General features: G+C 34.1%; 24 protein-coding genes, 10 tRNA genes and 1 other RNA gene. 1 reads left to right on the top strand and 34 read right to left on the bottom strand.

The genetic code is table 11. The features are described 5' to 3' along the window. Positions 1-82 precede the first annotated feature (82 nt). From BUB32_RS06155 to BUB32_RS06075, 17 genes are all read right to left on the bottom strand, one after another. Positions 83-1015, bottom strand: coding sequence for a GGDEF domain-containing response regulator (locus BUB32_RS06155; RefSeq protein WP_084726992.1), 933 nt, complete (start codon positions 1013-1015; stop codon positions 83-85). A gap of 122 nt (positions 1016-1137) precedes the next feature. Next, positions 1138-1473, bottom strand: a complete 336-nt coding sequence (locus BUB32_RS06150; protein WP_072968356.1) for a thioredoxin family protein — start codon at positions 1471-1473, stop codon at positions 1138-1140. Positions 1474-1583: 110 nt separating this feature from the next. Further along, positions 1584-1658: transfer RNA gene (locus BUB32_RS06145), tRNA-Cys, on the bottom strand. Positions 1659-1662: 4 nt separating this feature from the next. Next, positions 1663-1738 (bottom strand) — tRNA-Gly (locus BUB32_RS06140). Positions 1739-1742: 4 nt separating this feature from the next. Continuing rightward, a tRNA-Phe gene (locus BUB32_RS06135) sits at positions 1743-1818 on the bottom strand. Positions 1819-1823: 5 nt separating this feature from the next. Then, a tRNA-Asp gene (locus BUB32_RS06130) sits at positions 1824-1900 on the bottom strand. A 1-nt stretch (position 1901) separates the two neighbouring features. Continuing rightward, positions 1902-1977 (bottom strand) — tRNA-Val (locus tag BUB32_RS06125). A 125-nt stretch (positions 1978-2102) separates the two neighbouring features. Next, a complete protein-coding gene (gene hslO, locus BUB32_RS06120) occupies positions 2103-2987 on the bottom strand; it encodes an Hsp33 family molecular chaperone HslO (protein WP_072968354.1) in 885 nt (294 codons plus the stop codon). A gap of 60 nt (positions 2988-3047) precedes the next feature. Then, positions 3048-3251 (bottom strand): cold-shock protein, encoded by a 204-nt coding sequence (locus BUB32_RS06115; protein WP_003867228.1) that lies wholly within the window; start codon positions 3249-3251, stop codon positions 3048-3050. A 74-nt stretch (positions 3252-3325) separates the two neighbouring features. Beyond that, positions 3326-4072: an NAD-dependent protein deacylase gene (locus BUB32_RS06110; RefSeq protein WP_072968353.1), complete on the bottom strand. Its 747-nt coding sequence runs from the start codon at positions 4070-4072 to the stop codon at positions 3326-3328. A 25-nt stretch (positions 4073-4097) separates the two neighbouring features. Beyond that, positions 4098-4268: an alpha/beta-type small acid-soluble spore protein gene (locus BUB32_RS06105; protein WP_003870178.1), complete on the bottom strand. Its 171-nt coding sequence runs from the start codon at positions 4266-4268 to the stop codon at positions 4098-4100. Between the two features lie 3 nt (positions 4269-4271). Further along, the gene (locus BUB32_RS06100; RefSeq protein WP_072968351.1) at positions 4272-5753 is read right to left on the bottom strand and encodes a hypothetical protein; all 1482 of its coding nucleotides are present in this window, start codon (positions 5751-5753) and stop codon (positions 4272-4274) included. A gap of 96 nt (positions 5754-5849) precedes the next feature. Continuing rightward, positions 5850-6071 (bottom strand): NifU family protein, encoded by a 222-nt coding sequence (locus BUB32_RS06095; RefSeq protein WP_042833384.1) that lies wholly within the window; start codon positions 6069-6071, stop codon positions 5850-5852. Positions 6072-6123: 52 nt separating this feature from the next. Next, on the bottom strand, positions 6124-6588 hold the full coding sequence (locus BUB32_RS06090) for a GAF domain-containing protein (protein ID WP_072968348.1): 465 nt from the start codon (positions 6586-6588) through the stop codon (positions 6124-6126). Positions 6589-6731: 143 nt separating this feature from the next. Next, positions 6732-7505: a prolipoprotein diacylglyceryl transferase gene (locus BUB32_RS06085; RefSeq protein WP_042833387.1), complete on the bottom strand. Its 774-nt coding sequence runs from the start codon at positions 7503-7505 to the stop codon at positions 6732-6734. A gap of 333 nt (positions 7506-7838) precedes the next feature. Beyond that, a complete protein-coding gene (locus tag BUB32_RS06080) occupies positions 7839-8195 on the bottom strand; it encodes a zinc-binding metallopeptidase family protein (protein WP_234949235.1) in 357 nt (118 codons plus the stop codon). Between the two features lie 161 nt (positions 8196-8356). Further along, positions 8357-8433: transfer RNA gene (locus BUB32_RS06075), tRNA-Val, on the bottom strand. A 185-nt stretch (positions 8434-8618) separates the two neighbouring features. Between BUB32_RS06075 and BUB32_RS06070 the strand changes: the two genes are divergently transcribed. Beyond that, positions 8619-9050 (top strand): hypothetical protein, encoded by a 432-nt coding sequence (locus tag BUB32_RS06070; RefSeq protein WP_072968346.1) that lies wholly within the window; start codon positions 8619-8621, stop codon positions 9048-9050. A gap of 20 nt (positions 9051-9070) precedes the next feature. Here the strand turns inward: BUB32_RS06070 and pepV are convergent, their stop codons facing one another. The 17 genes from pepV to gpmI form a co-directional block, all read right to left on the bottom strand. Beyond that, complete coding sequence (pepV, locus tag BUB32_RS06065; RefSeq protein ID WP_072968344.1) at positions 9071-10465, bottom strand: dipeptidase PepV; 1395 nt, start codon at positions 10463-10465, stop codon at positions 9071-9073. A gap of 71 nt (positions 10466-10536) precedes the next feature. Next, positions 10537-11622 carry a glycosyl hydrolase family 18 protein gene (locus BUB32_RS06060; protein ID WP_072968342.1) on the bottom strand — a complete coding sequence of 362 codons (1086 nt, stop codon included), beginning with the start codon at positions 11620-11622 and terminating at the stop codon, positions 10537-10539. Positions 11623-11713: 91 nt separating this feature from the next. Continuing rightward, positions 11714-11789 (bottom strand) — tRNA-Ala (locus tag BUB32_RS06055). Positions 11790-11808: 19 nt separating this feature from the next. Next, a tRNA-Val gene (locus BUB32_RS06050) sits at positions 11809-11885 on the bottom strand. A gap of 56 nt (positions 11886-11941) precedes the next feature. Further along, positions 11942-12898, bottom strand: a complete 957-nt coding sequence (manA, locus tag BUB32_RS06045; protein ID WP_072968340.1) for a mannose-6-phosphate isomerase, class I — start codon at positions 12896-12898, stop codon at positions 11942-11944. A 69-nt stretch (positions 12899-12967) separates the two neighbouring features. Next, positions 12968-13669, bottom strand: a complete 702-nt coding sequence (gene deoD, locus BUB32_RS06040) for a purine-nucleoside phosphorylase (RefSeq protein ID WP_072968338.1) — start codon at positions 13667-13669, stop codon at positions 12968-12970. A 150-nt stretch (positions 13670-13819) separates the two neighbouring features. Continuing rightward, positions 13820-14181: RNase P RNA component class A (gene rnpB / locus BUB32_RS06035), an RNA gene on the bottom strand. Between the two features lie 76 nt (positions 14182-14257). After that, the gene (locus BUB32_RS06030) at positions 14258-15373 is read right to left on the bottom strand and encodes a Nif3-like dinuclear metal center hexameric protein (RefSeq protein WP_072968336.1); all 1116 of its coding nucleotides are present in this window, start codon (positions 15371-15373) and stop codon (positions 14258-14260) included. Continuing rightward, positions 15333-16037, bottom strand: coding sequence for a tRNA (adenine(22)-N(1))-methyltransferase (locus BUB32_RS06025; RefSeq protein WP_072968334.1), 705 nt, complete (start codon positions 16035-16037; stop codon positions 15333-15335). The genes BUB32_RS06030 and BUB32_RS06025 overlap by 41 nt, the downstream gene beginning before the upstream one ends. A gap of 62 nt (positions 16038-16099) precedes the next feature. Continuing rightward, positions 16100-16175, bottom strand: a tRNA-Ile gene (locus BUB32_RS06020). Positions 16176-16181: 6 nt separating this feature from the next. Further along, positions 16182-16256 (bottom strand) — tRNA-Asn (locus BUB32_RS06015). Positions 16257-16304: 48 nt separating this feature from the next. Then, positions 16305-17378: an RNA polymerase sigma factor RpoD gene (gene rpoD / locus BUB32_RS06010; protein ID WP_084726991.1), complete on the bottom strand. Its 1074-nt coding sequence runs from the start codon at positions 17376-17378 to the stop codon at positions 16305-16307. Positions 17379-17409: 31 nt separating this feature from the next. Next, positions 17410-19197 carry a DNA primase gene (dnaG, locus tag BUB32_RS06005; protein WP_072968330.1) on the bottom strand — a complete coding sequence of 596 codons (1788 nt, stop codon included), beginning with the start codon at positions 19195-19197 and terminating at the stop codon, positions 17410-17412. A 146-nt stretch (positions 19198-19343) separates the two neighbouring features. After that, entirely contained in the window at positions 19344-20345 is a 1002-nt protein-coding gene (locus BUB32_RS06000) for a deoxyguanosinetriphosphate triphosphohydrolase (protein ID WP_072968328.1), read from the bottom strand. Positions 20346-20432: 87 nt separating this feature from the next. Beyond that, positions 20433-20672, bottom strand: coding sequence for a preprotein translocase subunit SecG (gene secG, locus BUB32_RS05995; RefSeq protein ID WP_072968326.1), 240 nt, complete (start codon positions 20670-20672; stop codon positions 20433-20435). A gap of 117 nt (positions 20673-20789) precedes the next feature. Then, on the bottom strand, positions 20790-22079 hold the full coding sequence (gene eno / locus BUB32_RS05990) for a phosphopyruvate hydratase (RefSeq protein WP_072968324.1): 1290 nt from the start codon (positions 22077-22079) through the stop codon (positions 20790-20792). Positions 22080-22115: 36 nt separating this feature from the next. After that, positions 22116-23660: a 2,3-bisphosphoglycerate-independent phosphoglycerate mutase gene (gene gpmI, locus BUB32_RS05985; RefSeq protein WP_072968322.1), complete on the bottom strand. Its 1545-nt coding sequence runs from the start codon at positions 23658-23660 to the stop codon at positions 22116-22118. Between the last annotated feature and the right edge of the window lie 2 nt (positions 23661-23662).

The following is a 23662-nucleotide window of genomic DNA, read 5'->3' as shown; positions in this document are numbered from 1 at the left end:
AACATCGGAGCGACGATGCAAAATATCTCCTTTGAATATTTTTTACTTTGTCAACAAACTGAGGGCATACTATTGTATGCCCTTAACCTTTTCTTCTATCTTTTAAATAACAACTTCCATCCATTGTCTTTAATTTCTTTTTCAATTCGGCAGCTACTGCACTTATTTCCAAATCATTTTTAAAATTTCTAAATTCATTTGTGACAATAGCAATAGAAATTGATACCAGTGGAAACATCATCTTTTCGCCAGTCCTACCAATTGTCTCTATGTAACCACGTTTTCTATCTTCATCGTCATATAAATACTTTATTTCCTCATCAAAGCGAGAAATTATATACTTACACATCTCTTCAGCTTTATCAGGAGTAGTAATTATCACAAAATCATCTCCACCTATGTGTCCCAAAAAATCTCTTTCATTTCCAATCAGATTTACAACATCTGATAAAATTTTGGCTGTAAGTTTTATTACGTTATCTCCTCTTAGAAAACCATAGTAATCATTATAAGACTTAAAATTGTCCAAATCAATGTACAAAATGGCATAAGGCTTATTTTCTTTAATTCGCCTTTTTATTTCTTCTTTAATGTCAATATTTCCTCTAAGACCAGTAAGAGGATTGGCCATTCTGTTGTGTTCTATTCGCTGAAACAAATTATTGACTTTAAACAGAAGTTCTTTGTCATTAAAAGGTTTCACTAAATAATCATCTGCACCCAATTCCAACCCTTTAATTTTTTCTTCAAAATTGTCCTGTGAAGTCAAAAGTATTATAGGAAGCATCAAATTTTCTTCTTCTTTCCTCAAAATTCTTAAAAGGTCAAAGCCATTCATGCCTGGCATAATTATATCTAATATTACCATATCAGGTAGTTTATTCCTGTATATTTGTAAAGCCTCTTCTCCCTCTTTAGCCTCTAGCACCCCATACCCAGCATTTTCTAAAATATCTTTCAAAATTTTCCTTGTAAGTTTGTTATCATCGACAATAAGAATGTTTCTCCCCTTCACAATGCTTCCTCCACAAAAAAACATTTAACAACCCCATAATATTATATAAAAATTTTGGCAAAAAAACTACTACTTTAGCAAATTAAATTTAAATTAAAAATGAAAAAATTTTACATAAAATTTTATGCAGTTTCTTCAAAGAAAAGAGAGTAATATTTTGAAATTTTTTCTTCCAATGTGTCCATACTTATAAAACGAGCCTCTCTTATTGCCTCTTTCCCATCCACATAAACTATTACAGTAGGAACAGTAAAAACAGAAAACTTACCAGAAGCCAGCGGAATCTCATCAATAGGAATGTGAAAACTTTTTATTTTGGGATAGTTTACTAGCATTTCTTCAAGTTTAGGAAGTAATGATATACATATTCCGCAATCTTGTGTAGAAAAATAAAGAAATACCATATCATTTTCCTTTATAATTTGTTCTATATTTTCTATATCGATAATTTTCTCCATAATTTCCCTCCTATCCAAAAGACTATAAACGATTAGATTTTAAAATTAAAAAATATAAGCCCCTTCTAGGGCTTTTTCATAACCTTATTTACTAAAGTTTCATATTTTTATGGAGGCGACACCCGGATTCGAACCGGGGAATAAAGGTTTTGCAGACCTCTGCCTTACCACTTGGCTATGTCGCCATATTGGAGCGGACAACGAGACTCGAACTCGCGACCCTCACCTTGGCAAGGTGATGCTCTACCAACTGAGCTATGTCCGCATAATGGTGCCTCGAAGTGGAATCGAACCACTGACACAGGGATTTTCAGTCCCTTGCTCTACCAACTGAGCTATCGAGGCATAACTGGCGACCCAAAAGGGACTTGAACCCTCGACCTCCAGCGTGACAGGCTGGCGCTCTAACCAACTGAGCTATTGGGCCGTGGTGGTCGCAATAGGACTCGAACCTATGACCCCCTGCTTGTAAGGCAGGTGCTCTCCCAGCTGAGCTATACGACCATTCTACTGCCGTGCAAGTAATAGTATACATAAAAAACTGCTATTAGTCAACACTATTTTGAGGATTTTTTCGCCTTTATGTCTAATTAAAAATAAAAAATATCAATGATTCTCTTAAATTTGCTTTATCCCTCTGCAATTCTCAGCAATTCTTTAAGCCTACTTTCCTCTATCAAATACTTTTTACCACAAAAATGGCATACAGCTTCAACAGATTGTCCTTCTGAAATAAGTTTTTCTATCTCCTCTTTTCCAAGAGCAATTATAGCAGTTTCAAATCTTTCTTGTGAACAATCACATTCATATTTTAAATCAACTCTTTCTAAAATATTAAGTCCCATCTCCCCTAATATATGGTTCAATATATCTTCTGGCAGATATCCATTCCTTAATAATTCTGTAACTGAAGAAATATTCCTGAGTACTTCCTCTAGCTTTGCTACAACTTCTTTTTCAACATTAGGCAATAACTGTATAATAAAGCCTCCAGAAGCTAAAACATTTCCTTCTTTTCCCACTAACACTCCTACCCCAACAGCAGAAGGTACCTGCTCAGAGGCATAAAAATAATAGGCTATATCTTCCCCAATTTCCCCAGTTTGAAGCTCTACAGTTCCAATGTAAGGTTCCTTTAAACCTATATCTTTTATAACAGTCGCATATCCATTTTTACCAACAGCTTTGCCTACATCTAATTTTCCTTTTTCAGACAGTGGTAAGTCCACTTTAGGATTTCCTACATACCCTTTAGCAATTCCCGGATAATTTGACACTGCAATAATATTCCCTATCGGTCCATCACCTTTTATAACTAAGGTAACCTTATCTTTTTCTCCCTTCATCATAACTCGCATCATAGCAACAGCTGTCAAAGTTCTTCCTAAAGCTGCACAAGTGGTAGGTGTGAGATCGTGAATTTCTTTAGCTTTCTGCACAGTTTGTGTTGAAAAGGCTGCAATAGCTAATATTTTATTATTGTAAGCTGTAGCTCTTACAATGTAATCATTCATAGTAAATACCTCCTATATCAAAAAACCCTAACATATTTAATGTTAGGGTTTGATTTCGCGTCAGTTTACCTTTCTTACCTTAGAAGCTTGTGGTCCTTTTGCGGCTTCAACTACCTCGAACTCAACTTTTTGCCCTTCCTCTAATGTCTTAAAACCATCACCTTCAATTGCTGAGTAATGGACAAATACGTCTGTGCCATCCTCCCTTTCAATAAAGCCATAGCCTTTCTCGGCATTAAACCATTTTACTTTACCTCTTACCATTTATATCTTCCTCCAAACTTGATAAATAATTTACTTCTCTATCATAGCACTTATATATCAAATTGTCAAATTTTTTATTGAAATTTTATAATATCCCATATATTTCTAAGCGCATAACTTGCTTTTTCCCGTATAACTACATCAGCTTTATAGTCATAAGGAGTCTCTGTCGCATTTATAATTATTAAATGTCTTACTATATCTGGCAAAAAGTTCACTGGCGAAACTGCCAAAGAAGAACCTATGACTATTAACAAATCGCTGGACTTTACTTCTTTTATGGCCAAATCAAATGCATAAGGCATAGGGTCTCCAAAAAGCACAACATCTGGGCGCAATATGCCATTACAATCATCGCAACGAGGAGGAATTTGTTTTTTATTTACTTTTTCCTCTAAAACTTCAAAAGAGACTTTTTTACCACAATGTAAACAACTTCCTTCTCTCGTATTGCCGTGAACTTCGAATACATTTTTAGAACCAGCTTTTTGATGAAGATTGTCTATATTTTGTGTAATTACTCCAAAAATTATACCTTCTTTCTCCATTTCGCTTAATATGTAATGAGCTTCATTAGGTTCAGCATTTCTCATTGAAGACAAAATCTTGAAGCCAACTTTATAAAATTCCTCCGGAAAATTGTACAATACCCTCGTTGACAAAACCTCCATTGGATCTAAGTTCTCCCACAAACCCGTTCCTGGGCTTCTAAAATCAGGTATACCACTTTCCGTTGATATACCTGCTCCTGTCAATACAATAGTTTTTCTTGACTGCTTAATGAGGCGAGCAGCCTCTTCAAACAAATTTATATCCCCCATGGCAATTCACCTCAAATAGAGTATATCACAACTTTTCTTTTTTTCCTACCTCCTGTTGCATTTTCATCTTTTTCTTAACTATAGAGCCTATCTTCCCCGTTTCTTGGGCAGACAACTTAGACCATCCAACTTTTTTTACCTTTTCAAGAAGTCCTAATTCTTCAGCCGCTTCAAGTTTCAAAATTTCATTGTCCATTCTCTAATCTTCCTCCCAATTTAAAGAACTGTAATATATCTTTTCCCCTGTGCTGGCATCTATCATAAACTCCAAAGAGTTAGGTATATACACTAATTTACCTTTTTTATTCTCTGTTATAAAATAGTACAGTTTAAAACCACTATCTATAAAAATATTTTGAGCAACTTGTATATTGATAGTATTGTTTATCTTTGGAAAATCAATATAATCCCAATTAAAGATTATTTTTTTAACTATTCCTTCCTCATTTGTTTCAATGGTTATATAATTATTAGAAATTATCGTATTGTTTGTTTGTCTATAAAAAGTATAAATTTTATTATCTCGATACTTCATAGGATATGATACCAAAAAATTACAAGACAAATAATTATAAAGATGTCCTTTCACATATGTTTTTGCCTCTTCCATATCAAGTATTCTAAAATCTTTCTCATTATAATTCCAATAACCAAAACCTAAGTGAAGAATATTCCGGTCGTGAGAATCAATTGCTACATTTATATTTAAAATTTTGTCTTTTAAACTTGTAAAATTCCAATCATAAGTCACAGCCGGTTTACCCGTCAAATAAAAATTATTCACATAACCGGATTTGAGCAAAGAAATTTTATCTATTTTTAAATTTTTTGCTATATCTTGAGCAATTGTCTCTGGACTTTTTAAATTAAAACAATTGTCTTTTAACTTTGAAAAATCCAGTGTAATCATTTCTTCTTTAATATCATTTCCCTTATAATCAATAAAAATACCACTTTTTGCATCAATCCCATAAAACAAAGGATTCAAAGAGGAAATATACACTAACTGATACTTTTTGCCTTCTTTATAAACCATAAGCTGAGGAACAATATATTTTTGATATAGGCTTTTTATTTCGCCAATACTTTTAATATCCTTTGTATCCTCATATTTCACTTTTTCCGAAAGATTTTCACCAAAAAATTTAACAACTTCTCCTGAATGAGAATCTATGTACACAACTATTTCTCTATTATCCACTATCAGGTGATTTATCATTTTTTTAAAAATTAACTTATAAATATATGGTTTTTCTAAACTTTCATCAATATACTCATCATCTGAAAGGCTTTTTGCAAATTGATATTCTTCTCCTGTAATTGAAGATATCAAATTGTTGGCTAAAATTATAGACTCACTTTTTGAATATTTTTCTGATAAATTTTTGTCTAAAGGTGTAAAAGTATTTACATAGTAATCTATATACTCTAATTTATCATTGTCAGTATTGTATACAATTTTTAAATTCTTAAATGGATTACTTCCTTCAAATTTAAAGCTATATAACCCATTTTTCAACTTATGTTCTACCAATTTTAATCCCCTTGTAAAAGGTACCTTCATTACTATTTTTTGTAATATTTTTTCTTCTGAATAAGGATTAGCTTCTGAATAGGCACTTGATAAATTTAAAAATAATATCAAGACAATCAATCCTGCTAAACAAAATTTTTTAACCATACATAGACCTCCTTGAAAATATTCCCATATATACTATTCTATGTATGGCTAAAAATTCCTGCTTATATAACAAAAAAATCCGGATCACCCGGATTTTTAAACTGCTATTACTTCCCTCACTTCAGGTATTTCTTCTTTGATAGCCCTTTCAATGCCTTCTTTCAGCGTCAACGTAGCAAAAGGGCATCCTCCACAAGCGCCTGTCAATCTTACCTTTACAATTCCATCATCTGTAACGTCAATAAGTTCCACATCTCCTCCGTCTGCTTGAAGAGATGGTCTTAAAAGCTCTAATACTTCTTCTACTCTTTCTCTCATAGCCTATCCTCCTTCCTGACACAATTATTATACCACAAAAGCCAATGGATATCTATTTTTTAAGTTTTCGACTTATAATCTCTGCAACTTTTTGTAAAAATCTTTTATCTTCTTCATCAAAAGCAGCTAAATCATCGCTGTCAATATCTATTTCTCCTATTATGTCGCCATTAACCCATATTGGCACTACAATTTCCGATTTCGTCTCAAGACTACAAGCCAAATAATTATCTTCTTTTGTTACATCATCTACAATTATAGTATTTTTTTCTGCAACAGCTCTTCCACAAACTCCCTCTCCTACTTTAATTCTCACATGCTCTGTAGGTCTACCAATATAAGGTCCTATTACTAACTCTCCATCCTTCATGAAATAAAAACCTGTCCAATTGTAGTAAGGAACATTATCTGCTAATATCTTAACAACTTCACCATAAAATTCATCCATATCATCAATTTCTCTTGCCATTTGGTCAATCCTAACTAATAAATCATCAAAAACTTTTCTTTTTTCCATCTTTTCAGCTCCTCTGTAAAAAATTTATCAAATATAATTTTACCATTAAAATGTTGTAAAATAAAGTAGTTCCCTTTTAGATTTATCAATAGTTAAAGATTAATTCAATTTGCCTTAAATAAGAAAACTGCCTCAAAGGCAGTTTAATTGTAAAATTGTTTATTGGGGTCATTTAAAACCTTTCTAATCATCCAGTATGCCAATATCAAAATGAAAGGTGTTACTAACTGAGTTAAAGTAAAAAATCCTATTCCCCATTTTTCATTTAAATATACAGGCCATATTAAAGGATTGTCTCTTACGGTTTCTTCAATTAAACCTCTCATCAATTGATAATAAAATATAAAAGACCAAAATTGATATCCATCAGGCATATGCTTTTTCTGTATATAAAAATATCTTATAAGAAGTATTATCCCCATGGCAACTCCTACTAATTGTGCAGGCCATCTCCCAAATGCAAATTCAGTCGGTCTTCCCAATACTTCTTGATTAAAAATATTGCCAATTCTCACCAATATGTTTCCAATAGCAAGGCCTAAAACTGCAAAATCCTCCAAAGGATTTATCCTCACACCTTTTTTACGGCAATAATAAAGTCCTGCTAAAAAACCACCTAAAACTGAACCATGCCAAGATAACCCACCTTCATAAATTTTTAAAACTTGGATAGGATTTTTAATAAACCACTCAGGATAATTTGCCAATACAAACATCAATCGAGCACCTATAACACCAGAAATTACTACAACCATTAATAGATTTAATAAAAAGTCTTCATCGTAATTTAATTTCATTGCCTCTTTGTACAAATAATATCCACCGATAGCAATAGAAATAGCCATAAAAATTCCATACCAATGGACAGCAATTGGACCAATTTTAAAGGCATAAGGGCTAATTGTCGGAATGTACATCATACAACCTCCATACAATAGTTTTTAAACAGAAAACTCTGATAAGATTTTCATTATAATATCATTCTACAGCATTTCGATAATATGTCAAGAGGTGACTTTTATTTCCTTATAATGCCTTTATATGATTCTGAAATAAAAAAATCTATCCTCAACATGAAAAGTTTTGGCATCAAGCCCAAATTACATAAAAATAAAGGCAGCAAGCTTTTTTCTACTCTGATTGGTATAAGAAATTGCTCGCGAGGAATATTTAAGAAATTTCAACCGTTTTTTTAAACTCCTCTTTTATCTTCTTTAGCAATTCCTCTTTTGTCATTATATCTACCGCCGTCATAGCCAGAGCTTTGGCTGCAAGTAGGTTGCCTCCTTTCCCCTCTGTGAACCTGCAGCTTTCAAAAATTCCAAGCTATGAGGTGCTATGTCCTCTTCAGCTATGGCAATGTGGGGATGGATAGAAGGCACAACCTGGCTTACATTTCCCATGTCCGTTGAACCAACGCCCTCTTCTTTATCACTTATATCATGATAACCCAGTTCCTTTAAATTAGTTTTAAATGTCTCAGCCATAGTTTTATTGGTTACTAGGTTGTCAAAGCCAAGCTCAAAATTTCTATATGAAAGCTTTGCTCCCGTTGCCACTTCAGCCCCCTTGGCACAGGCTATTACTTTTTCCTTTACCTCCAGCATATATTTTCCCCTTTTGCCCTCACGTAAAAGCGGGCAACAGCTTTTTCAAGAATAAGAACTGCCTCCTTGGGCAACATAATTAAAATATTACCATTCTTTCATAAACATCAAAAAAATAAAAATTCCGGCATCTCTATAACGCCGGAAAATCTTCATATTATTGGTGGGGTTAACAGGGATCGAACCTGTGACCTCTACGATGTGAGCGTAGCGCTCTGACCAGCTGAGCTATAACCCCACTTTCTATATTTTTATTATACACATCCTCCTAAAACATGTCAATCACAAATTTTTTAATAAAAAGAAGGAATTTAAACGTTTAAATAGAATTTATAAATATAAAACCACTTACTTGTATAATAGCATATACTATATAGTAAAAACTGCTAAATAAGAATATCATTTTATGAAAAGAGGGATATCATGAATGACTTATTATCCTTAAGATGCATAAACACTACTTTGAGCGAAATTCTTAGCGACGAATACCTTTCCCTTATGAAGTGGGAAATAGAAAAAACCTCAGGAATTCACTTTATACAACATATTCTAAAATATGAAGACGATACTGAATGGTTTATCATTTTGAACGGAATTGAAAAAAACTCTCGCCTTTGGTTGACAATTTTCGAAGACCCTTATGAGCCAGTTAATAGAATTATAATTAATGAACTTTCTGTATCTTTTGAGGAAGAAATTAACAAAAAAGAACTAGGAAAACAAATTACAAAAACTGTTTCTGAGTTTTTACGCGATATTGGTGTCATTTCAGTATATTCTAATAATACATCTTTACCTTGGGAAGAATTAGGATTTGTGCTAGAAGAAAATAAATTATATTTTAGTTTAAAATAAAATCCCTCAAAAGAGGGATTTTATTTTGCTAATTCATATATAGCGTGGGCATAAATTTTTGCATTTAATATCAGATCTTCAATCTCTATATATTCATCTGCTTGATGTGCTAACTCTGGCTTGCCTGGGAAAACAGGCCCAAATGCTACTGTGTTAGGCATCTCCTTAGCGTAAGTTCCCCCCCCTATTGCTAAAAGCTCTACTTTCTGTCCCGTCTGTTCCTCGTAAACTTTGCTCAAAGTTTTTATCAAAGGATGGTCTGGTGGAAAATACAAAGGTGGTTGATGGAGCATGTCTTCTATTCTCATCCCATTAGTCTTGATTTTTTCTTCGAAAATATTCATCCAATCTTCATATTTATATTTCACTGGATATCTGATATTTAAACCTAATGCTCCTTTGCTTTCATCCAATTGGATAGTACCAACGTTAAAAGTCAATTCTCCTGTTTCATCTTTTAAGTATATCCCAAAAGTTTTCCCGTCTGTTTCCATTCCAACATTTGTAGCAAAGAAATGTATAAAATCTTTGACATCGCTATCCTCTAAATCTATTCTGTCAAGGAAGAGAAATAGCTGCATTATAGCATTCTTTCCTAAGTGCGGAAGACTGCCATGAGCCGAAACCCCTACTGACTTGATTACAAGCATTTCGCCTTTCTCTTCAGCCTTCAAATTGTAACCAGTCTCTTTTACAAAAGCTTCTAACTTATCTTTAATTTCTTTCTTTTTATCTGCTTCTTTTACCTTTAAGCCAGCTTCAGAATAGCCCGGCACTACATTGGGCCTTTCTCCACCTTTAATATATTCTATAACTATATTACTGGGCTTTTTATTAAAGTCTTTTACCACATTAAACATTGTTATTCCTTTTTCTGCATATATAATTGGATATTGAGCATCAGGAGTAAAACCCATAGTAGGAGCTTCATCGTGTTTTAAATAATAAGCAATTTCGTGAGAACCTGTCTCTTCATTTGTTCCAAATAAAATTCTCACTCTTTTAGAAAGCTTTAACCCAGCGTCTTTTATAGCTTTCAACCCGTATAAAGCAGCAATTATAGGGCCCTTATCATCTACAGTACCTCTTCCATATATCTTTCCCTCATGTATTTCAGCACCATAAGGTGGATGGGTCCACCCATCACCTTCTGGAACTACATCTAAATGTCCCAAAACTCCTATCATTTCTTCTCCTTCGCCGTATTCTGCATACCCTACATATCCATCCACGTTTTTAGTCCTAAAGCCTAAACTTTGTGCGATCTCTAAAGCTTTGTCCAATGCCTTCGCAACACCTTCTCCATAAGGCATACCTGGTTTTGGCTCATCTTGTACACTTTTTATCCTGACCAATTCTTGAACTGATTTTATAATGTCGTCTCTCATATTGTCTATGTAAGAATTTAAATTCATGAAAATCCCCCCAATAATTTGGTAATCACACCTCTATTATATATCTTTACTTAAATGTTTTCAATATTTTTCTATCTGCTTCCTATTTTCTTACCTATAACATCCCAAAAAGAAGGGGTTTCAAAGCCAATCCTCCACACACATATGCCATGTAAATTATACCTTTTAGCAACTTCTATCTTCTCAGCTAAAGTGGCAGAGTTTTCAAACCATACCTCTCTCGTTATTCCCGTGTTTTTGTCATAATAGACATAATAAGGCTCTTGGTATTGGTCGCTCCACTTTATTTGAATTCCTTGAATTTGTGCTTTTGTAAGTATTTCTTTTGTAGGACGAGAGAAACCACCACTTTTACTTGCAGGCCAATCATATCCATAAGTAGCTACTCCTAAACATATTTGTTCAGGTTTAAAACCTTCATTTAGTGCATCTTTGACGTTGTACTCCACCCACTGCTCAGGAGAAACAGGTCCCGGCGGTGAAGAAGCATTATGCCTATCATAGGTCATCAAAGTGACATGGTCAACTAAAGGCGCTAATTCGTGATAGTCGTATATACCTGATATTTCTTTAGGTACCTGATAATGAGGTATAACAGAAATATCAAGAATTTTGCCTTCTTTTTTAATAAAAGGTCTTATTTTACTCACAAACGCTGTTAGATAATCTTTATCTTTAATGTAATTTTTGGTTCCATGAGGAATAAACTCAAAATCTATATTGTAACCATCAAAATTATGTTTTTTTAACAAGGCCATTAATTGAGAAATAGCCTTTTCACGGATATTCGGATCCAAGAGAACTTCATCTTTGCTATTTGCCACATTCACCAGAGGAACTATCTTTATCCCTTGTTTTTTCGCATAATCCAGCGCCTGAGGATTTGTAGAATCTTTTACTGTCCCGTCTCCTTCTACAGTAAGCCATAATGGAGAAAGTGTATCAATATATCTTGAATATTTTACCAGTGATTGATATGAATTGTCTGGTCCAGCAGAATCAACATAAAATCCTACTATTTGAAGTTTTTTTACTCCTATCTTACTAAAAGGCTTAAAAAAAGGTTTTTGAATTGTATTTTTACATGCACTCAAAAAAATTGATATGGTAAACAGCAAAACTATCAAAATCAATACAAATCTTAGATTTTTCCACATAAAAAGATATAACCTCCTCATGTTGTTATGATTCGGTTATATCTTGTGAAAAAAAAATAAATTTATGTATAAAAATATTTTATTTTCAGTTTGGTGGAGATAAGGGGATTTGAACCCCTGACCTCATGCATGCGAGGCATGTGCTCTCCCTACTGAGCTATATCCCCATATGACCCATATAAGAAATGGTGGGGTTAACAGGACTTGAACCTGTGGCCTCTACGATGTCAACGTAGCGCTCTGACCAGCTGAGCTATAACCCCACTTATTGCTTTTTTATTATACAATTTTAATAAAAAGTTGTCAATATTTACGCTTTCTATATATAAGCTTTGAGCACCTTGCAATTTCCCTCTATTGTATAACTCGGTGTAGAAGCAGGTATTAATACAGTCTCTCCTGCCTTTAATTCAACAGTACCTTCATAAAAATAAATTTTACAATTTCCTTCTATAGCTGTTAAAGTGTTAAATTTTCCTTCTGTATCTATTTTTACCTCTTCATTTATTTCAATTATACTTACTTGAAAATATGGAGATTTAACAACATGAGATATGCGTCCGCCTCGTATTTCTTTAAATTCAGGTATTATTTTATCTGTCTTTAAATTAAAATTTATAACATTTAAAGCTTTTTCTATATGTAACTCTCTCTTCCTACCGAATTCATCTACTCTATTGTAATCATATACTCTATAGGTGAGGTCTGAATTTTGTTGAATTTCACAAATAAGTATGCCTTCACCTATAGCATGCACCATCCCTGAAGGTATGTAAATCACATCACCTGGCTTTACTTCTATTTCCTTTAAACATTCTTCTAATCTTTCTTCCTCCAATAGTTTTTTAAATTCTTCTTTTGTAGTTCCTTCTTTTAAACCGCACACAAGTTTAGCCCCGGGTTTTGCATCTATTATATACCACATCTCTGTTTTTCCAGAATCGCCATTTTCGTATTTAAAAGCATATTCATCATCTGGATGAACTTGGACGGAAAGTTTGTCTTGCGCATCAATTATTTTGATAAGTAAAGGAAATCTCTCATAATTTACCTCTTTACCATATATATCCTCAAAAAATTTGTAGGCTATATCACTTAGTTTTTGGCCATTAAATTCTCCACCTTCAATTACACTGACAGCAGTTCTATTGTCAGATATTGTCCACAATTCTCCAATTTTTTTACCCTTGGGAATATCAAAGCCAAATTTATCTCTTAATGCAGTACCTCCCCATATTCTCTCCATAAAAATAGGCTTAAATTTTAAAGGCTTCATCACCTATCAGCTCCTTTTTCAATTATTTTAAAAAGAGGATAAACCCAGCTATCCTCTTTTTAAAAATCATTATTCAGCAATTTCTAGTGCAATTTTTACCATATCCATAAAAGTCTTTTGCCTTTCTTCAGCTGTCGTTGCTTCTCCGGTAACCAAGCTATCGCTCACTGTCAATATTGTAAGAGCATCTACATTGTACTTAGCAGCCAGAGTATATAGTCCTGCAGTTTCCATCTCTACTGCCAAAACACCAAACTTCGCCCATAATTTCCAACTGTCTGGGTCATCATTATAAAAAGTATCCGTTGTAAGAATATTTCCTACTTTAGGTTGTATTCCTAACTCCATTGCTTTATCATAGGCTTTTTTCAATAATTTAAAACTTGCTGTAGGAGCATAATCCATACCATTAAATCTAATCTTATTTATTGCAGAGTCTGTTGAAGAACTCATGGCAATTACTATATCTCTGAGTTTGATATCTGGTTGCAAAGAACCACAAGTACCTATTCTTATGAGATTTTTCACGTTGTAACTGGTTATAAGCTCATTTACATAAATAGATAAGGAAGGTACTCCCATGCCTGTACCTTGAACTGATACTCTTTTCCCTTTATAATGCCCTGTAAAACCATACATTCCTCTAACTTCATTGTAACATTTTACATCTTCAAGAAAATTTTCTGCTATGTATTTAGCCCTTAAAGGATCTCCTGGCAATAACACTGTTTGAGCGATTTCGTTTTCTTTAGCCCCAATATGTATGCTCATCTGAATCTCTCCTTCTATAATAGTTTTGCCCATATATAATATTAGCAAAAAACAACTTTTAAATCAAACAAAAATTTATGGACCAAACAATTTTTAAATTTTGCATAAATAAAAAATAAAAAATACCACAGAATCATGGTATTTTAAATCCATGTGAGCAAGTCTATAAGCCGAGTTCTGTCGAGGATGGCCATCTATCTAGGGTGTCAGTTGCCTGACACTTCTAGCAGCATAACCCGAGGGAAACGGCGGGCCACCTACTCCCTCCTATTCGCCTTGCTCCAGGTGGGGTTTGCAGAGCAGACCAGTCGCCTGGTCTCTGGTGAGCTCTTACCTCACCTTTCCACCCTTACCTGGCATTCACAAGTTGAGTGCCAGGCGGTATATCTCTGTTGCACTTTCCTTGGAGTCGCCTCCACCGGGTGTTACCCGGCACCCTGCCCTGTGGAGCTCGGACTTTCCTCGTGCAAAATTGCAGGTGCAATTTTGCACGCGGCCATCCGACTTACTCACATGCGTTATTTCATATATATTTCTTCACATCAATCGAATATATATTATCATATATATTTATTTTTGTCAACCTAATTATAGAAATATAAAAGGATCTTTTTGACTTTCACTAACTAATACTTCTATTTCGTGTCCCTGTTCCTGAGTTTCATCAATTATATATTCTGCAATAAACCTGACTGCAATATTCTCCGTACCAAAATGTCCAGCATCAATTAAAGCCAATCCGAGGTGTTGGGCTTCTACCGCATCGTGATAGCCAATGTCTGCTGTTATTAAAACATCCGCTCCTTTAGAAACAGCTTTGTGAATAAGACTTGCACCGCTTCCACCACATACAGCCACTTTTCTAATCTTTTTATTTAGGTCTCCTACCACTCTTAAATTATTAATTTTAAGTTTTGTTTTTACTTGTAAAGCTAATTCTTGTAAAGTAGTTTCTGAAATAATTCCAATTCTTCCAAGCCCATATTCTTCTTTAACATTTTCCAAAGAATAAATATCATAAGCAACCTCTTCATAGGGATGAACATTCAGCATTGCAGTTACAACTTTTTCTAAATATCTCTGAGGTACTATAGTTTCTATCTTTACTTCTTCTGTCTTTTCTAGTTTCCCTATTTCACCAATAAATGGGTTTGTTCCTTCTAAAGGTCTATAAGTTCCAATGCCTCGCACCTGAAAAGTAGCATCACTATAATTCCCAATGAAACCAGCGCCTGCACTGCACATGGCATTTTTTACCACTTCTTCATATCCTTGCGGCACATAAACTGCAATTTTTTTATATCCTTCGGAATAAGTGACAGCCAAAACTTCCCTATCGTATATTCCTAGGACATTGCATAAAATATCATTCATACCATTTGGAGCTATATCAAAAGAAGTATGTGCTGCATAAAGGGAAATATCATTTTTAATAAGTTGTATTAACAAGGAGCCCACTGGATTATCAGCCCTGACATTTTTTATTGGCTTAAAAACTAACGGATGATGAGTTACAATCATATCTACTCTTTTGTCAATTGCTTCCTTAACTACTTCAGAAGTAGCATCCAAAGCTACTAAAACTTTTGAAACATCTTTAGAACCATCTCCTATTAACAATCCCACGTTATCCCACTCTTCAGCAAATTTACGCGGTGCAAGTTTATCCATTATGGAAGCTATTACTTGGCATTTCAAGCCCATTTATCAACACCTCGAATTTCTTTACTTTTTCCTCTAATTGCTTACGCTTTTCATTGGACCCTGGAAGTTTACTTATGATTTTCTTCATTTTGTCGATTTTATATTGTAAGAATTCTTCTAGTAGTGGATGTCTTTTTTGTAAGAGTTTTTCCCCTACTTCATAATATATGTGATTTTTGACTTTTTGTCTACCATGTTCTGCTACTATTATTTCATAATATTTTTGATTTTCCTTAACTAATTCCTCATCACAAATTTTGTATCCATTTTCTATTAAGTATTTCCTCAAGTCTGCTGAATCTCTCATAGGTTGAAATATAAATTTTTTGATAGTTTTTGCAATATTTTTTCCCTCATCTAGTATTTTTGTAATTGAAATTCCTCCAATACCTGCAATGACAACTATATCTACTTCCCCTGGCGATAAAACATTAAGACCATTCCCTAACCTTGTGTCTATCAAAGATTGCAAATTTCGCTTCTCAACTTCTTTTACAGCTTTACTTAATGAACCTTCATTTAAATCTGAAGCAATAACATAGGCAGATATTTTGTTTTCGATAAGGTAAACAGGAATAAACCCATGATCAGTCCCAATGTCTGCAACTTTTGACCCATGAGGAATGTATTCAGCTATTTTCCTTAATCGCTCTGTAAGTTTCATGTAATCCTCCTAAAAGTATAAAAAATAAAAAAGCATTTAAAGCTAAATGCTTTTTCTCTCAATGGTGGGCCTTCAGGGATTTGAACCCCGGACCAATCGGTTATGAGCCGACCGCTCTGCCAGCTGAGCTAAAGGCCCAAAAAGTGGCTCCTCAGGTAGGATTCGAACCTACAACCTACCGGTTAACAGCCGGTTGCTCTACCCTTGAGCTACTGAGGAATACAATAATAATTATACAGATTTTTGTCCTCTTGTCAAGAAGCTTATTTAATCAAGGAAATCTTTTAATTTTTTGCTCCTGCTGGGATGCCTCAATTTTCTTAATGCTTTTGCCTCAATTTGTCTTATGCGTTCTCTTGTAACATTAAATTCTTTTCCTACTTCCTCTAATGTTCTTGCTCGGCCGTCATCAAGACCAAATCTAAGTCTTAGTACTTTCTCTTCCCTTGGCGTTAGAGTATCAAGAACATCCATCAACTGTTCTTTTAGCATTGTATAAGCCGCAGCTTCTGCTGGAGCTGGTGCATCTTCGTCAGGTATAAAATCTCCTAAGTGGCTGTCTTCCTCTTCTCCAATAGGGGTTTCTAAAGATACAGGCTCCTGGGCTATTTTCATTATCTCTCTTACTTTTTCTTCTGGCATACCCATCTCTTTTGCCAATTCTTCAGCGGTAGGTTCGCGACCTAATTCCTGCAGCAATTGCCTTTGAACTCTTATCAATTTATTTATAGTTTCTACCATGTGTACAGGGATTCTTATGGTTCTTGCCTGGTCTGCAATAGCTCTTGTGATAGCTTGTCTTATCCACCATGTGGCATAAGTACTGAATTTGTAACCTTTCCTATAGTCAAATTTTTCAACTGCTTTGAGTAATCCTAAATTTCCCTCTTGTATCAAATCTAAGAAAAGCATTCCTCTTCCTACATATCTCTTTGCTATGCTTACAACCAATCTTAAATTAGCTTCTATAAGTCTTTTTTTAGCTTCTTCGTCTCCTTGTTCGATTCTTTTTGCTAATTCAATCTCTTCTTCCGGAGTTAGAAGAGGAATCTTGCCTATCTCTTTCAAATACATTCTAACAGGGTCATCTATACTGATTCCTTCAGGAATAGAAAGGTCTAAGTCTAAATCTTCTTCAGTTATTTCTTCCTGACGAGGTTCTTCCCCAACAATTTCAATTCCCATATCTTCAAAAGCATCATATACTTTCTCAATTTGGTCGGGATTTAAATCAATATCTTCTAAGGAATCCATTATCTCATTGTAGGTGAGCATCCCAGTTTTTTTCCCTTTATTGATAAGTTCTGTAATTGCTTCTTTAGATAATTCTTCGTTGTTCATAGGTTTCCCCTCCCTATGGGTTTCTTTCTTTTTAGCCATTTTTTATCTTTAGCATCTCCTTTTCACAATTTTGTAATTCTATTAAAAGTTGCCTTTCTTTCTCTATATCCCCCACCATATGAGCCTCATTTATAGCTCTTTTGATGCTCTCTCTTTTAACCGCCAAGCTGTTAATGAGAATCTTGTTTATAATATCATCAATAGCTTGCTCAGTAATATTTTCACTCTCGTAAAAAGCTTTAATAATATCGTTAAAATCAGATATAAGATTTTCCTCTTGTAATAAATAAACAATATCATTTATTTGAGTTTTGTTTCCATCTTCTAACCTTGACATTATTTCTTCAAAAATTGGCCTTAATTTAACATTCTCAAGCATATCGGCGGTAATTGTTTCTTTCACTTTTTTATAAAGATTATTATCATACAAGAGCAATGCAATTAAGTATTTTTCTGGCGATATTTTACTACTACTGTATATATTATGCCTTATATTACCAGCTATATACATATTTTTTTGATTTTTTTCAATTTCCCTATTGACAAAATGACTAACCTCTGTTCTCACTGCATTCTCAGGTATTTGAGCAACTTTAGCTACTGAAGAAATATAAACTTCTCTTTTCACTTCATCAGAAAGTTTTGCAATATCTTTTGCAATTTTTTTAACATATATTATTCTATCTTGAGGATTATCAAGGTCAAGATTTTTTCTATATACTTTTGCTTTAAACTCAATTAAACTATCGGCATTTTCTATTAATTGATTAAATGCCTCTACTCCATTCTTTTTTAGAAACTCATCAGGGTCTTTCCCATGAGGTATAGTTAATACTTTTATATTTAAATTCAATTCATCAAGAATGTCAAGTCCCCTTAATGCGGCACTAATACCAGCTTCATCAGCATCATAAGCAATTACAACATTTCTTTTATACCTTTTTATGAGTCTTGCTTGGTCCTCTGTCAAAGCAGTCCCTAAAGATGCTACAGCACAATCTATTCCAGCCTGATGTAAGGAAATAGCATCCATATATCCTTCTACAATTATAAATTTATCTTGTTGTGTTTTTTTAGCAAAATTTATTGCAAATAGGTTTTTCCCTTTTTTAAAGACTTCCGTCTCCGGAGTGTTCAAATATTTAGGCAAACTATCGTCAATAGAGCGTCCTCCAAAACCTATAATATTACCCTTTACATCTATTATAGGAAACATCATTCTATTTCTAAATCTGTCATAATAGCGGTTATTTTTTTGAGACAAAAGTCCTGCCTTTACCAAAAAACTTTCTGTATAGCCTTTTTCCTTTAAAAAATTTAAAAGTCCGTTTCCTTGAGGTGGGGAATAACCTATTCCAAATTTTTTAATCGTTGCTTCTGTCAAACCTCTTTTTCTTATATAAACTAAGGCCTGTCTACCTTCTTCAGAAAAAAGCTTATTATAAAAATACATAGCTGCTAATTTATTTATTTTGTATATTTCGTCAATAAGTTTCTTTTTTTGGTACTCCTTTTCTGTCAACTCAATTTCTTCAAGAGTTATTCCCACTCTATCTGCTAAAAATTCAATTGCTTCTTTAAAAGTCAAATTTTCAATATCCATTATAAAAGTAACAACATTTCCACTAGCATTACAGCCAAAGCAGTGATAAACCTGTTTTTCTTGACTCACCATAAAAGATGGAGTTTTTTCTCTATGAAAAGGACACAGACCTTTAAATTCTTTTCCCGCTTTTTTTAGTTCTAAATACTCTGATATAACATCTATTATGTCATTTGCTTCAATCACTCTTTCAATCATTTCTTTTGAGTAAGCCATCAATATCACCTAATTATTCTATTCGACAAAAATTGTTAAATTCCTCTTTACAAATTAATTTATTAGTGACGACCAATATATATTCGACAAAAGATTCAAAAATCCTTCTGTTGTTAATTAAATTTTTATTAAAATCAAAAAATATTTTACTCAAACCAGGGACTGGGTAAAAAAATCTCTTTGTATTTTAAAATAGCATATTTGTCTGTCATACCAGCAATATAATCAGCAACAGCTCTTTCTCTTCCATAAATCTCAGCAAGTTTTATAAATTCTTGAGGCATCTTGTCAATATTGTCATAAAAGTAATAAAATAACTGTTCTACTATTCTTTTTGCTTTTTCCTCATCTTTTTTAGCTCTTGATCCTATATAAACTTTTTCGAACAAAAAATTTCTTAAACTATAAGTAGCCTCATAAATCTCTTTGCTCATTGAAACTTTCGGCTTTCCAAAGCTATTATTTATAACATCTTTTACCATTGTATTTATTCTTTTACTATGCTTATCACCTAAGATTGCTATTAAATCTTTAGGTAAATCTTCAGGATTTAAAACTTTCCCTCTTATTGCATCATCAATATCATGGTTAATATAAGCTATCTTATCAGAAATTTGTACTACTTGCCCTTCTAATGTCTGAGGCTTTCCTGAAGTAGAATGGTTACAAATGCCATCCTTAACTTCCCAAGTTAAATTAAGACCCTCTCCATCCTTTTCCAAAACCTCAACCACTCTAATGCTTTGTTCATTATGTCTAAAACCATCTTTTAAAAGTCTATTCAAAACCTCTTCACCAGAATGGCCAAAAGGAGTATGTCCTAAATCATGACCTAAAGCAATAGCTTCTGTCAAATCTTCGTTTAACCTCAAGGCTCTCGCAATCGTTCTTGCAATCTGAGATACCTCTAATGTATGAGTCAGCCTTGTTCTATAATGGTCACCTTCTGGAGAAATAAAGACCTGTGTTTTGTGGCTCAATCTTCTGAAAGCCTTGCTATGAATAATCCTATCTCTATCTCTTTGAAATTCTGTTCTTATATCGCATTTTTCCTCTTCTTTATCCCTGCCGCGAGTTTCACGGCTTTTTGTAGCATAAGGAGAAAGCAACTGATATTCTAATTCCTCTGTAATTTCTCTAATTTTCATTTGACCACCCAGCCTTTTTTATTTGTGGTGGTAAAAATAAAAACCCATAAAAGGGTTTTTCCATTTCTTTTCTTGATACCGTCGTTTTTATTTAGCCATCATTATAGTCAACACCATAGACAAAATTATAAACAATACCGCCGCTATAGTTGTGAGTCTCTCTAGTGTCCCCTCCATGGTTCGAGCTTTATTCTTTCCAAAAAATGTTTCTGCTCCTCCTGCAATTACACCCGAAATACCTGCACTTTTGCCCTTTTGTAAAAGTATAACTACTATCAAGAAAATGCTAACCAAAATTTGTATACTCATAAGTACAGTTTTTAGCATATTTACACCGCCTTATCTCTAATTTTTGAAACACAATACCACAGTCTATATTATACAAAGAATTGTTATGCTAATCAAGAGGTTTTTATATAAAAAGGGAATCCTTTTTGGATCCCCTTATTTCTTAATATTGTAAAAAGCAGTTTTGCCAAGATATTGAGCTGTGCTTCCTAAAGCTTCTTCAATTCTTAAAAGCTGATTGTATTTTACAACTCTGTCAGTTCTTGCTGGCGCTCCAGTTTTAATTTGCCCTGCATTTACTCCAACTACAAGGTCTGCAATTGTAGAATCTTCTGTTTCCCCGGAGCGGTGAGACACAACAGCTGTGTAACCTGCTCTTTTTGCCATTTCAATAGCATCAAGAGTTTCTGTCAATGTTCCTATTTGATTAAGTTTTATGAGTATTGAATTTGCAACGCCCATGCTTATACCTTTTGAAAGTCTTTGAGTATTCGTTACAAATAAGTCGTCTCCTACAAGCTGTATCTTCTTGCCTAATCTTTCAGTCAATAGTTTCCATCCATTCCAGTCTTCTTCTGCAAGACCGTCTTCAATAGAGACAATAGGATATTTGTTAACAAGTTGTTCCCAAAAATCTACCATTTCTTCGGGGGTTCTTACAATTCCTTCTCCTTCAAAATGATATTTCCCATCTTCTTTATAAAGCTCTGTTGAAGCAGGATCTAATGCTAATACTATATCTTCTCCTGGCACATATCCCGCTTTTTCTATAGCTTCCAATATAACTTGTATAGCTTCTTCATTTGAGGTAAGGTTAGGTGCAAATCCTCCTTCATCACCAACTGTTGTACTTAACCCTTTAGAATGTAACACGTTTTTCAAATTGTGATAAACTTCTGAACACATCCTTAATGCTTCGCGGAAGTTTGGAGCCCCAATAGGCATTATCATAAACTCTTGTATATCTACATTGTTATCAGCGTGTTTTCCACCGTTTAATATGTTCATCATAGGCACAGGAAGAGTTTTTGCATTTACTCCACCAATGTATTGATACAAAGGTAAACCACATTCCTCAGCTGCTGCCTTTGCCACTGCCAATGATACCCCTAAGATAGCATTTGCTCCTAATTTGCTCTTATTGGGAGTTCCATCTAGTTCAATCATCGCTTTGTCAATTGCTACTTGGTCTTGTGCTTCCATGCCAATTAGCTCAGGAGCAATAATGTCATTGACATTTTGAACAGCTTTTAGTACTCCTTTCCCCAAATATCTTGATTTATCTCCATCCCTTAATTCGACTGCTTCAAAAGCTCCTGTAGAAGCCCCTGAAGGCACAGCAGCTCTTCCTACTGCACCGCTATCTAATTCTACCTCTACTTCAACTGTAGGATTTCCACGGGAGTCAAGTATTTCTCTTGCAAAAATATCAATTATTGACGACATGACAACTTCTCCTTTCTCTTTTAAATTTTTTAAATTTTATCTTCTTCCAATGATTAAAGATTTTCCCGTCATCTCTTTAGGAACTGGTAGTTTCATTATGTCCAAAATTGTAGGAGCAATGTCAGCCAGTATCCCATCTTTCCTTAAATCAATATCTCCTTCGCCTATCAGTATGAAAGGCACTGGGTTTGTAGTATGAGCGGTTTGTGGCTCTTTTGTCACAGGGTCAATCATCTCTTCCGCATTGCCATGGTCAGCTGTTATAATTATTGTTCCTCCTACACTTTGAACAGCATTTACTATTCTTCCAAGGCACTCATCTATTGCTTCAATCGCTTTTATTGCAGCATTTAAAACTCCTGTATGCCCTACCATATCAGGATTTGCAAAGTTTAAAAGAATAAAACCATATTGATCTGACATAATCTTAGGTATTACAGTATCTGTAACCTCATAAGCGCTCATTTCTGGCTTTAGGTCGTAAGTAGCTACTTTAGGCGAAGGAACTAAAATTCTTTCTTCCCCTTCATTTGGCTCTTCTACGCCACCGTTGAAGAAGAAAGTCACATGGGCGTATTTTTCTGTTTCTGCAATTCTAAGCTGTTTAATCCCTTTTTTACTTAAGTATTCACCAAGAGTATTCTCCAGTCTTTCTGGCTTATACGCCACATGTATGTTTTTAAAGGTTTCATCATATTGAGTCATAGACACAAAGAATACAGGCAAATACCCTTTTTCTCTTTCAAAATAGTTAAATACCTCGTCAATAAAAGCTCTGGTAAGTTGCCTTGCTCTGTCAGGTCTAAAATTGAAGAATATTATAGAATCCCCCGCTTCTACCGTAGCAACTGGCTTTCCATTTTCCAAAATTACGGTAGGTTCTACGAACTCATCTGTTTGGTCTTTGGAATAAGCTATATCTATTGCTTCCATTGGTGAATTAGCGTAAACACCTTTCCCTAAAACTATTGCATCATAAGCCTTTTTAGTTCTATCCCATCTTTTGTCTCTATCCATTGCATAATATCTTCCAGAAATCGTTGCAATTTTTCCTATACCAATCCTGTTTGACTCTTCTTCAAACTGCTTTATATATTCCTTTGCACAAGCTGGTGGAACATCTCTTCCATCTAAGAAAGCATGAATATATATTTCTTTTAACCCATGTTCTTTTGCCAATTTCATTAAAGCAAATAAATGAGTTATGTGGCTGTGAACCCCTCCATCTGACAAAAGGCCAAAAAGATGTAGTTTTGAGTTGTTTTTCTTTACATTTTCTATCGCATCTAAAAATTCTTTTTTCTTAAAAAAGGTACCTTCTTTGATATCTTTACTAATTCTCGTAAGTTCTTGATATACTATTCTTCCCGCTCCAATATTTAAGTGCCCTACTTCTGAGTTTCCCATTTGTCCCTCAGGAAGTCCTACTGCAAGGCCACTGGCGGAAAGAGTCGTATGGGGATAGTTTTTAAAGTAAAAATCTAAATTTGGAGTATTAGCTTGATATACTGCATTTCCTTCTTTTTTGTCTGATAGTCCAAACCCATCCAGTATAACTAGCATGGTTAATTTTTCAGGCATAT

Source organism: Thermoanaerobacter uzonensis DSM 18761, from assembly GCF_900129115.1.
Classification (GTDB): Bacteria; Bacillota; Thermoanaerobacteria; order Thermoanaerobacterales; family Thermoanaerobacteraceae; genus Thermoanaerobacter; species Thermoanaerobacter uzonensis.
Note: the sequence above shows the minus strand (reverse complement) of the source record. Positions and strands in the feature narration are given on the sequence as shown.

Excerpts from the sequence above, each read along its gene's own strand:
- BUB32_RS06150 (WP_072968356.1), bottom strand. The coding sequence starts at position 1,473 with ATGGAGAAAATTATCGATATAGAAAATATAGAACAAATTATAAAGGAA.
- hslO (WP_072968354.1), bottom strand. The coding sequence starts at position 2,987 with ATGAATGATTACATTGTAAGAGCTACAGCTTACAATAATAAAATATTA.
- BUB32_RS06115 (WP_003867228.1), bottom strand. The coding sequence starts at position 3,251 with ATGGTAAGAGGTAAAGTAAAATGGTTTAATGCCGAGAAAGGCTATGGC.
- BUB32_RS06110 (WP_072968353.1), bottom strand. The coding sequence starts at position 4,072 with ATGGGGGATATAAATTTGTTTGAAGAGGCTGCTCGCCTCATTAAGCAG.
- BUB32_RS06105 (WP_003870178.1), bottom strand. The coding sequence starts at position 4,268 with ATGGACAATGAAATTTTGAAACTTGAAGCGGCTGAAGAATTAGGACTT.
- BUB32_RS06100 (WP_072968351.1), bottom strand. The coding sequence starts at position 5,753 with ATGGTTAAAAAATTTTGTTTAGCAGGATTGATTGTCTTGATATTATTT.
- BUB32_RS06095 (WP_042833384.1), bottom strand. The coding sequence starts at position 6,071 with ATGAGAGAAAGAGTAGAAGAAGTATTAGAGCTTTTAAGACCATCTCTT.
- BUB32_RS06090 (WP_072968348.1), bottom strand. The coding sequence starts at position 6,588 with ATGGAAAAAAGAAAAGTTTTTGATGATTTATTAGTTAGGATTGACCAA.
- BUB32_RS06085 (WP_042833387.1), bottom strand. The coding sequence starts at position 7,505 with ATGTACATTCCGACAATTAGCCCTTATGCCTTTAAAATTGGTCCAATT.
- BUB32_RS06080 (WP_234949235.1), bottom strand. The coding sequence starts at position 8,195 with ATGCTGGAGGTAAAGGAAAAAGTAATAGCCTGTGCCAAGGGGGCTGAA.
- BUB32_RS06070 (WP_072968346.1), top strand. The coding sequence starts at position 8,619 with ATGAATGACTTATTATCCTTAAGATGCATAAACACTACTTTGAGCGAA.
- pepV (WP_072968344.1), bottom strand. The coding sequence starts at position 10,465 with ATGAATTTAAATTCTTACATAGACAATATGAGAGACGACATTATAAAA.
- BUB32_RS06060 (WP_072968342.1), bottom strand. The coding sequence starts at position 11,622 with ATGTGGAAAAATCTAAGATTTGTATTGATTTTGATAGTTTTGCTGTTT.
- manA (WP_072968340.1), bottom strand. The coding sequence starts at position 12,898 with ATGAAGCCTTTAAAATTTAAGCCTATTTTTATGGAGAGAATATGGGGA.
- deoD (WP_072968338.1), bottom strand. The coding sequence starts at position 13,669 with ATGAGCATACATATTGGGGCTAAAGAAAACGAAATCGCTCAAACAGTG.
- BUB32_RS06030 (WP_072968336.1), bottom strand. The coding sequence starts at position 15,373 with ATGGGCTTGAAATGCCAAGTAATAGCTTCCATAATGGATAAACTTGCA.
- BUB32_RS06025 (WP_072968334.1), bottom strand. The coding sequence starts at position 16,037 with ATGAAACTTACAGAGCGATTAAGGAAAATAGCTGAATACATTCCTCAT.
- rpoD (WP_084726991.1), bottom strand. The coding sequence starts at position 17,378 with ATGAACAACGAAGAATTATCTAAAGAAGCAATTACAGAACTTATCAAT.
- dnaG (WP_072968330.1), bottom strand. The coding sequence starts at position 19,197 with ATGGCTTACTCAAAAGAAATGATTGAAAGAGTGATTGAAGCAAATGAC.
- BUB32_RS06000 (WP_072968328.1), bottom strand. The coding sequence starts at position 20,345 with ATGAAAATTAGAGAAATTACAGAGGAATTAGAATATCAGTTGCTTTCT.
- secG (WP_072968326.1), bottom strand. The coding sequence starts at position 20,672 with ATGCTAAAAACTGTACTTATGAGTATACAAATTTTGGTTAGCATTTTC.
- eno (WP_072968324.1), bottom strand. The coding sequence starts at position 22,079 with ATGTCGTCAATAATTGATATTTTTGCAAGAGAAATACTTGACTCCCGT.
- gpmI (WP_072968322.1), bottom strand. The coding sequence starts at position 23,660 with ATGCCTGAAAAATTAACCATGCTAGTTATACTGGATGGGTTTGGACTA.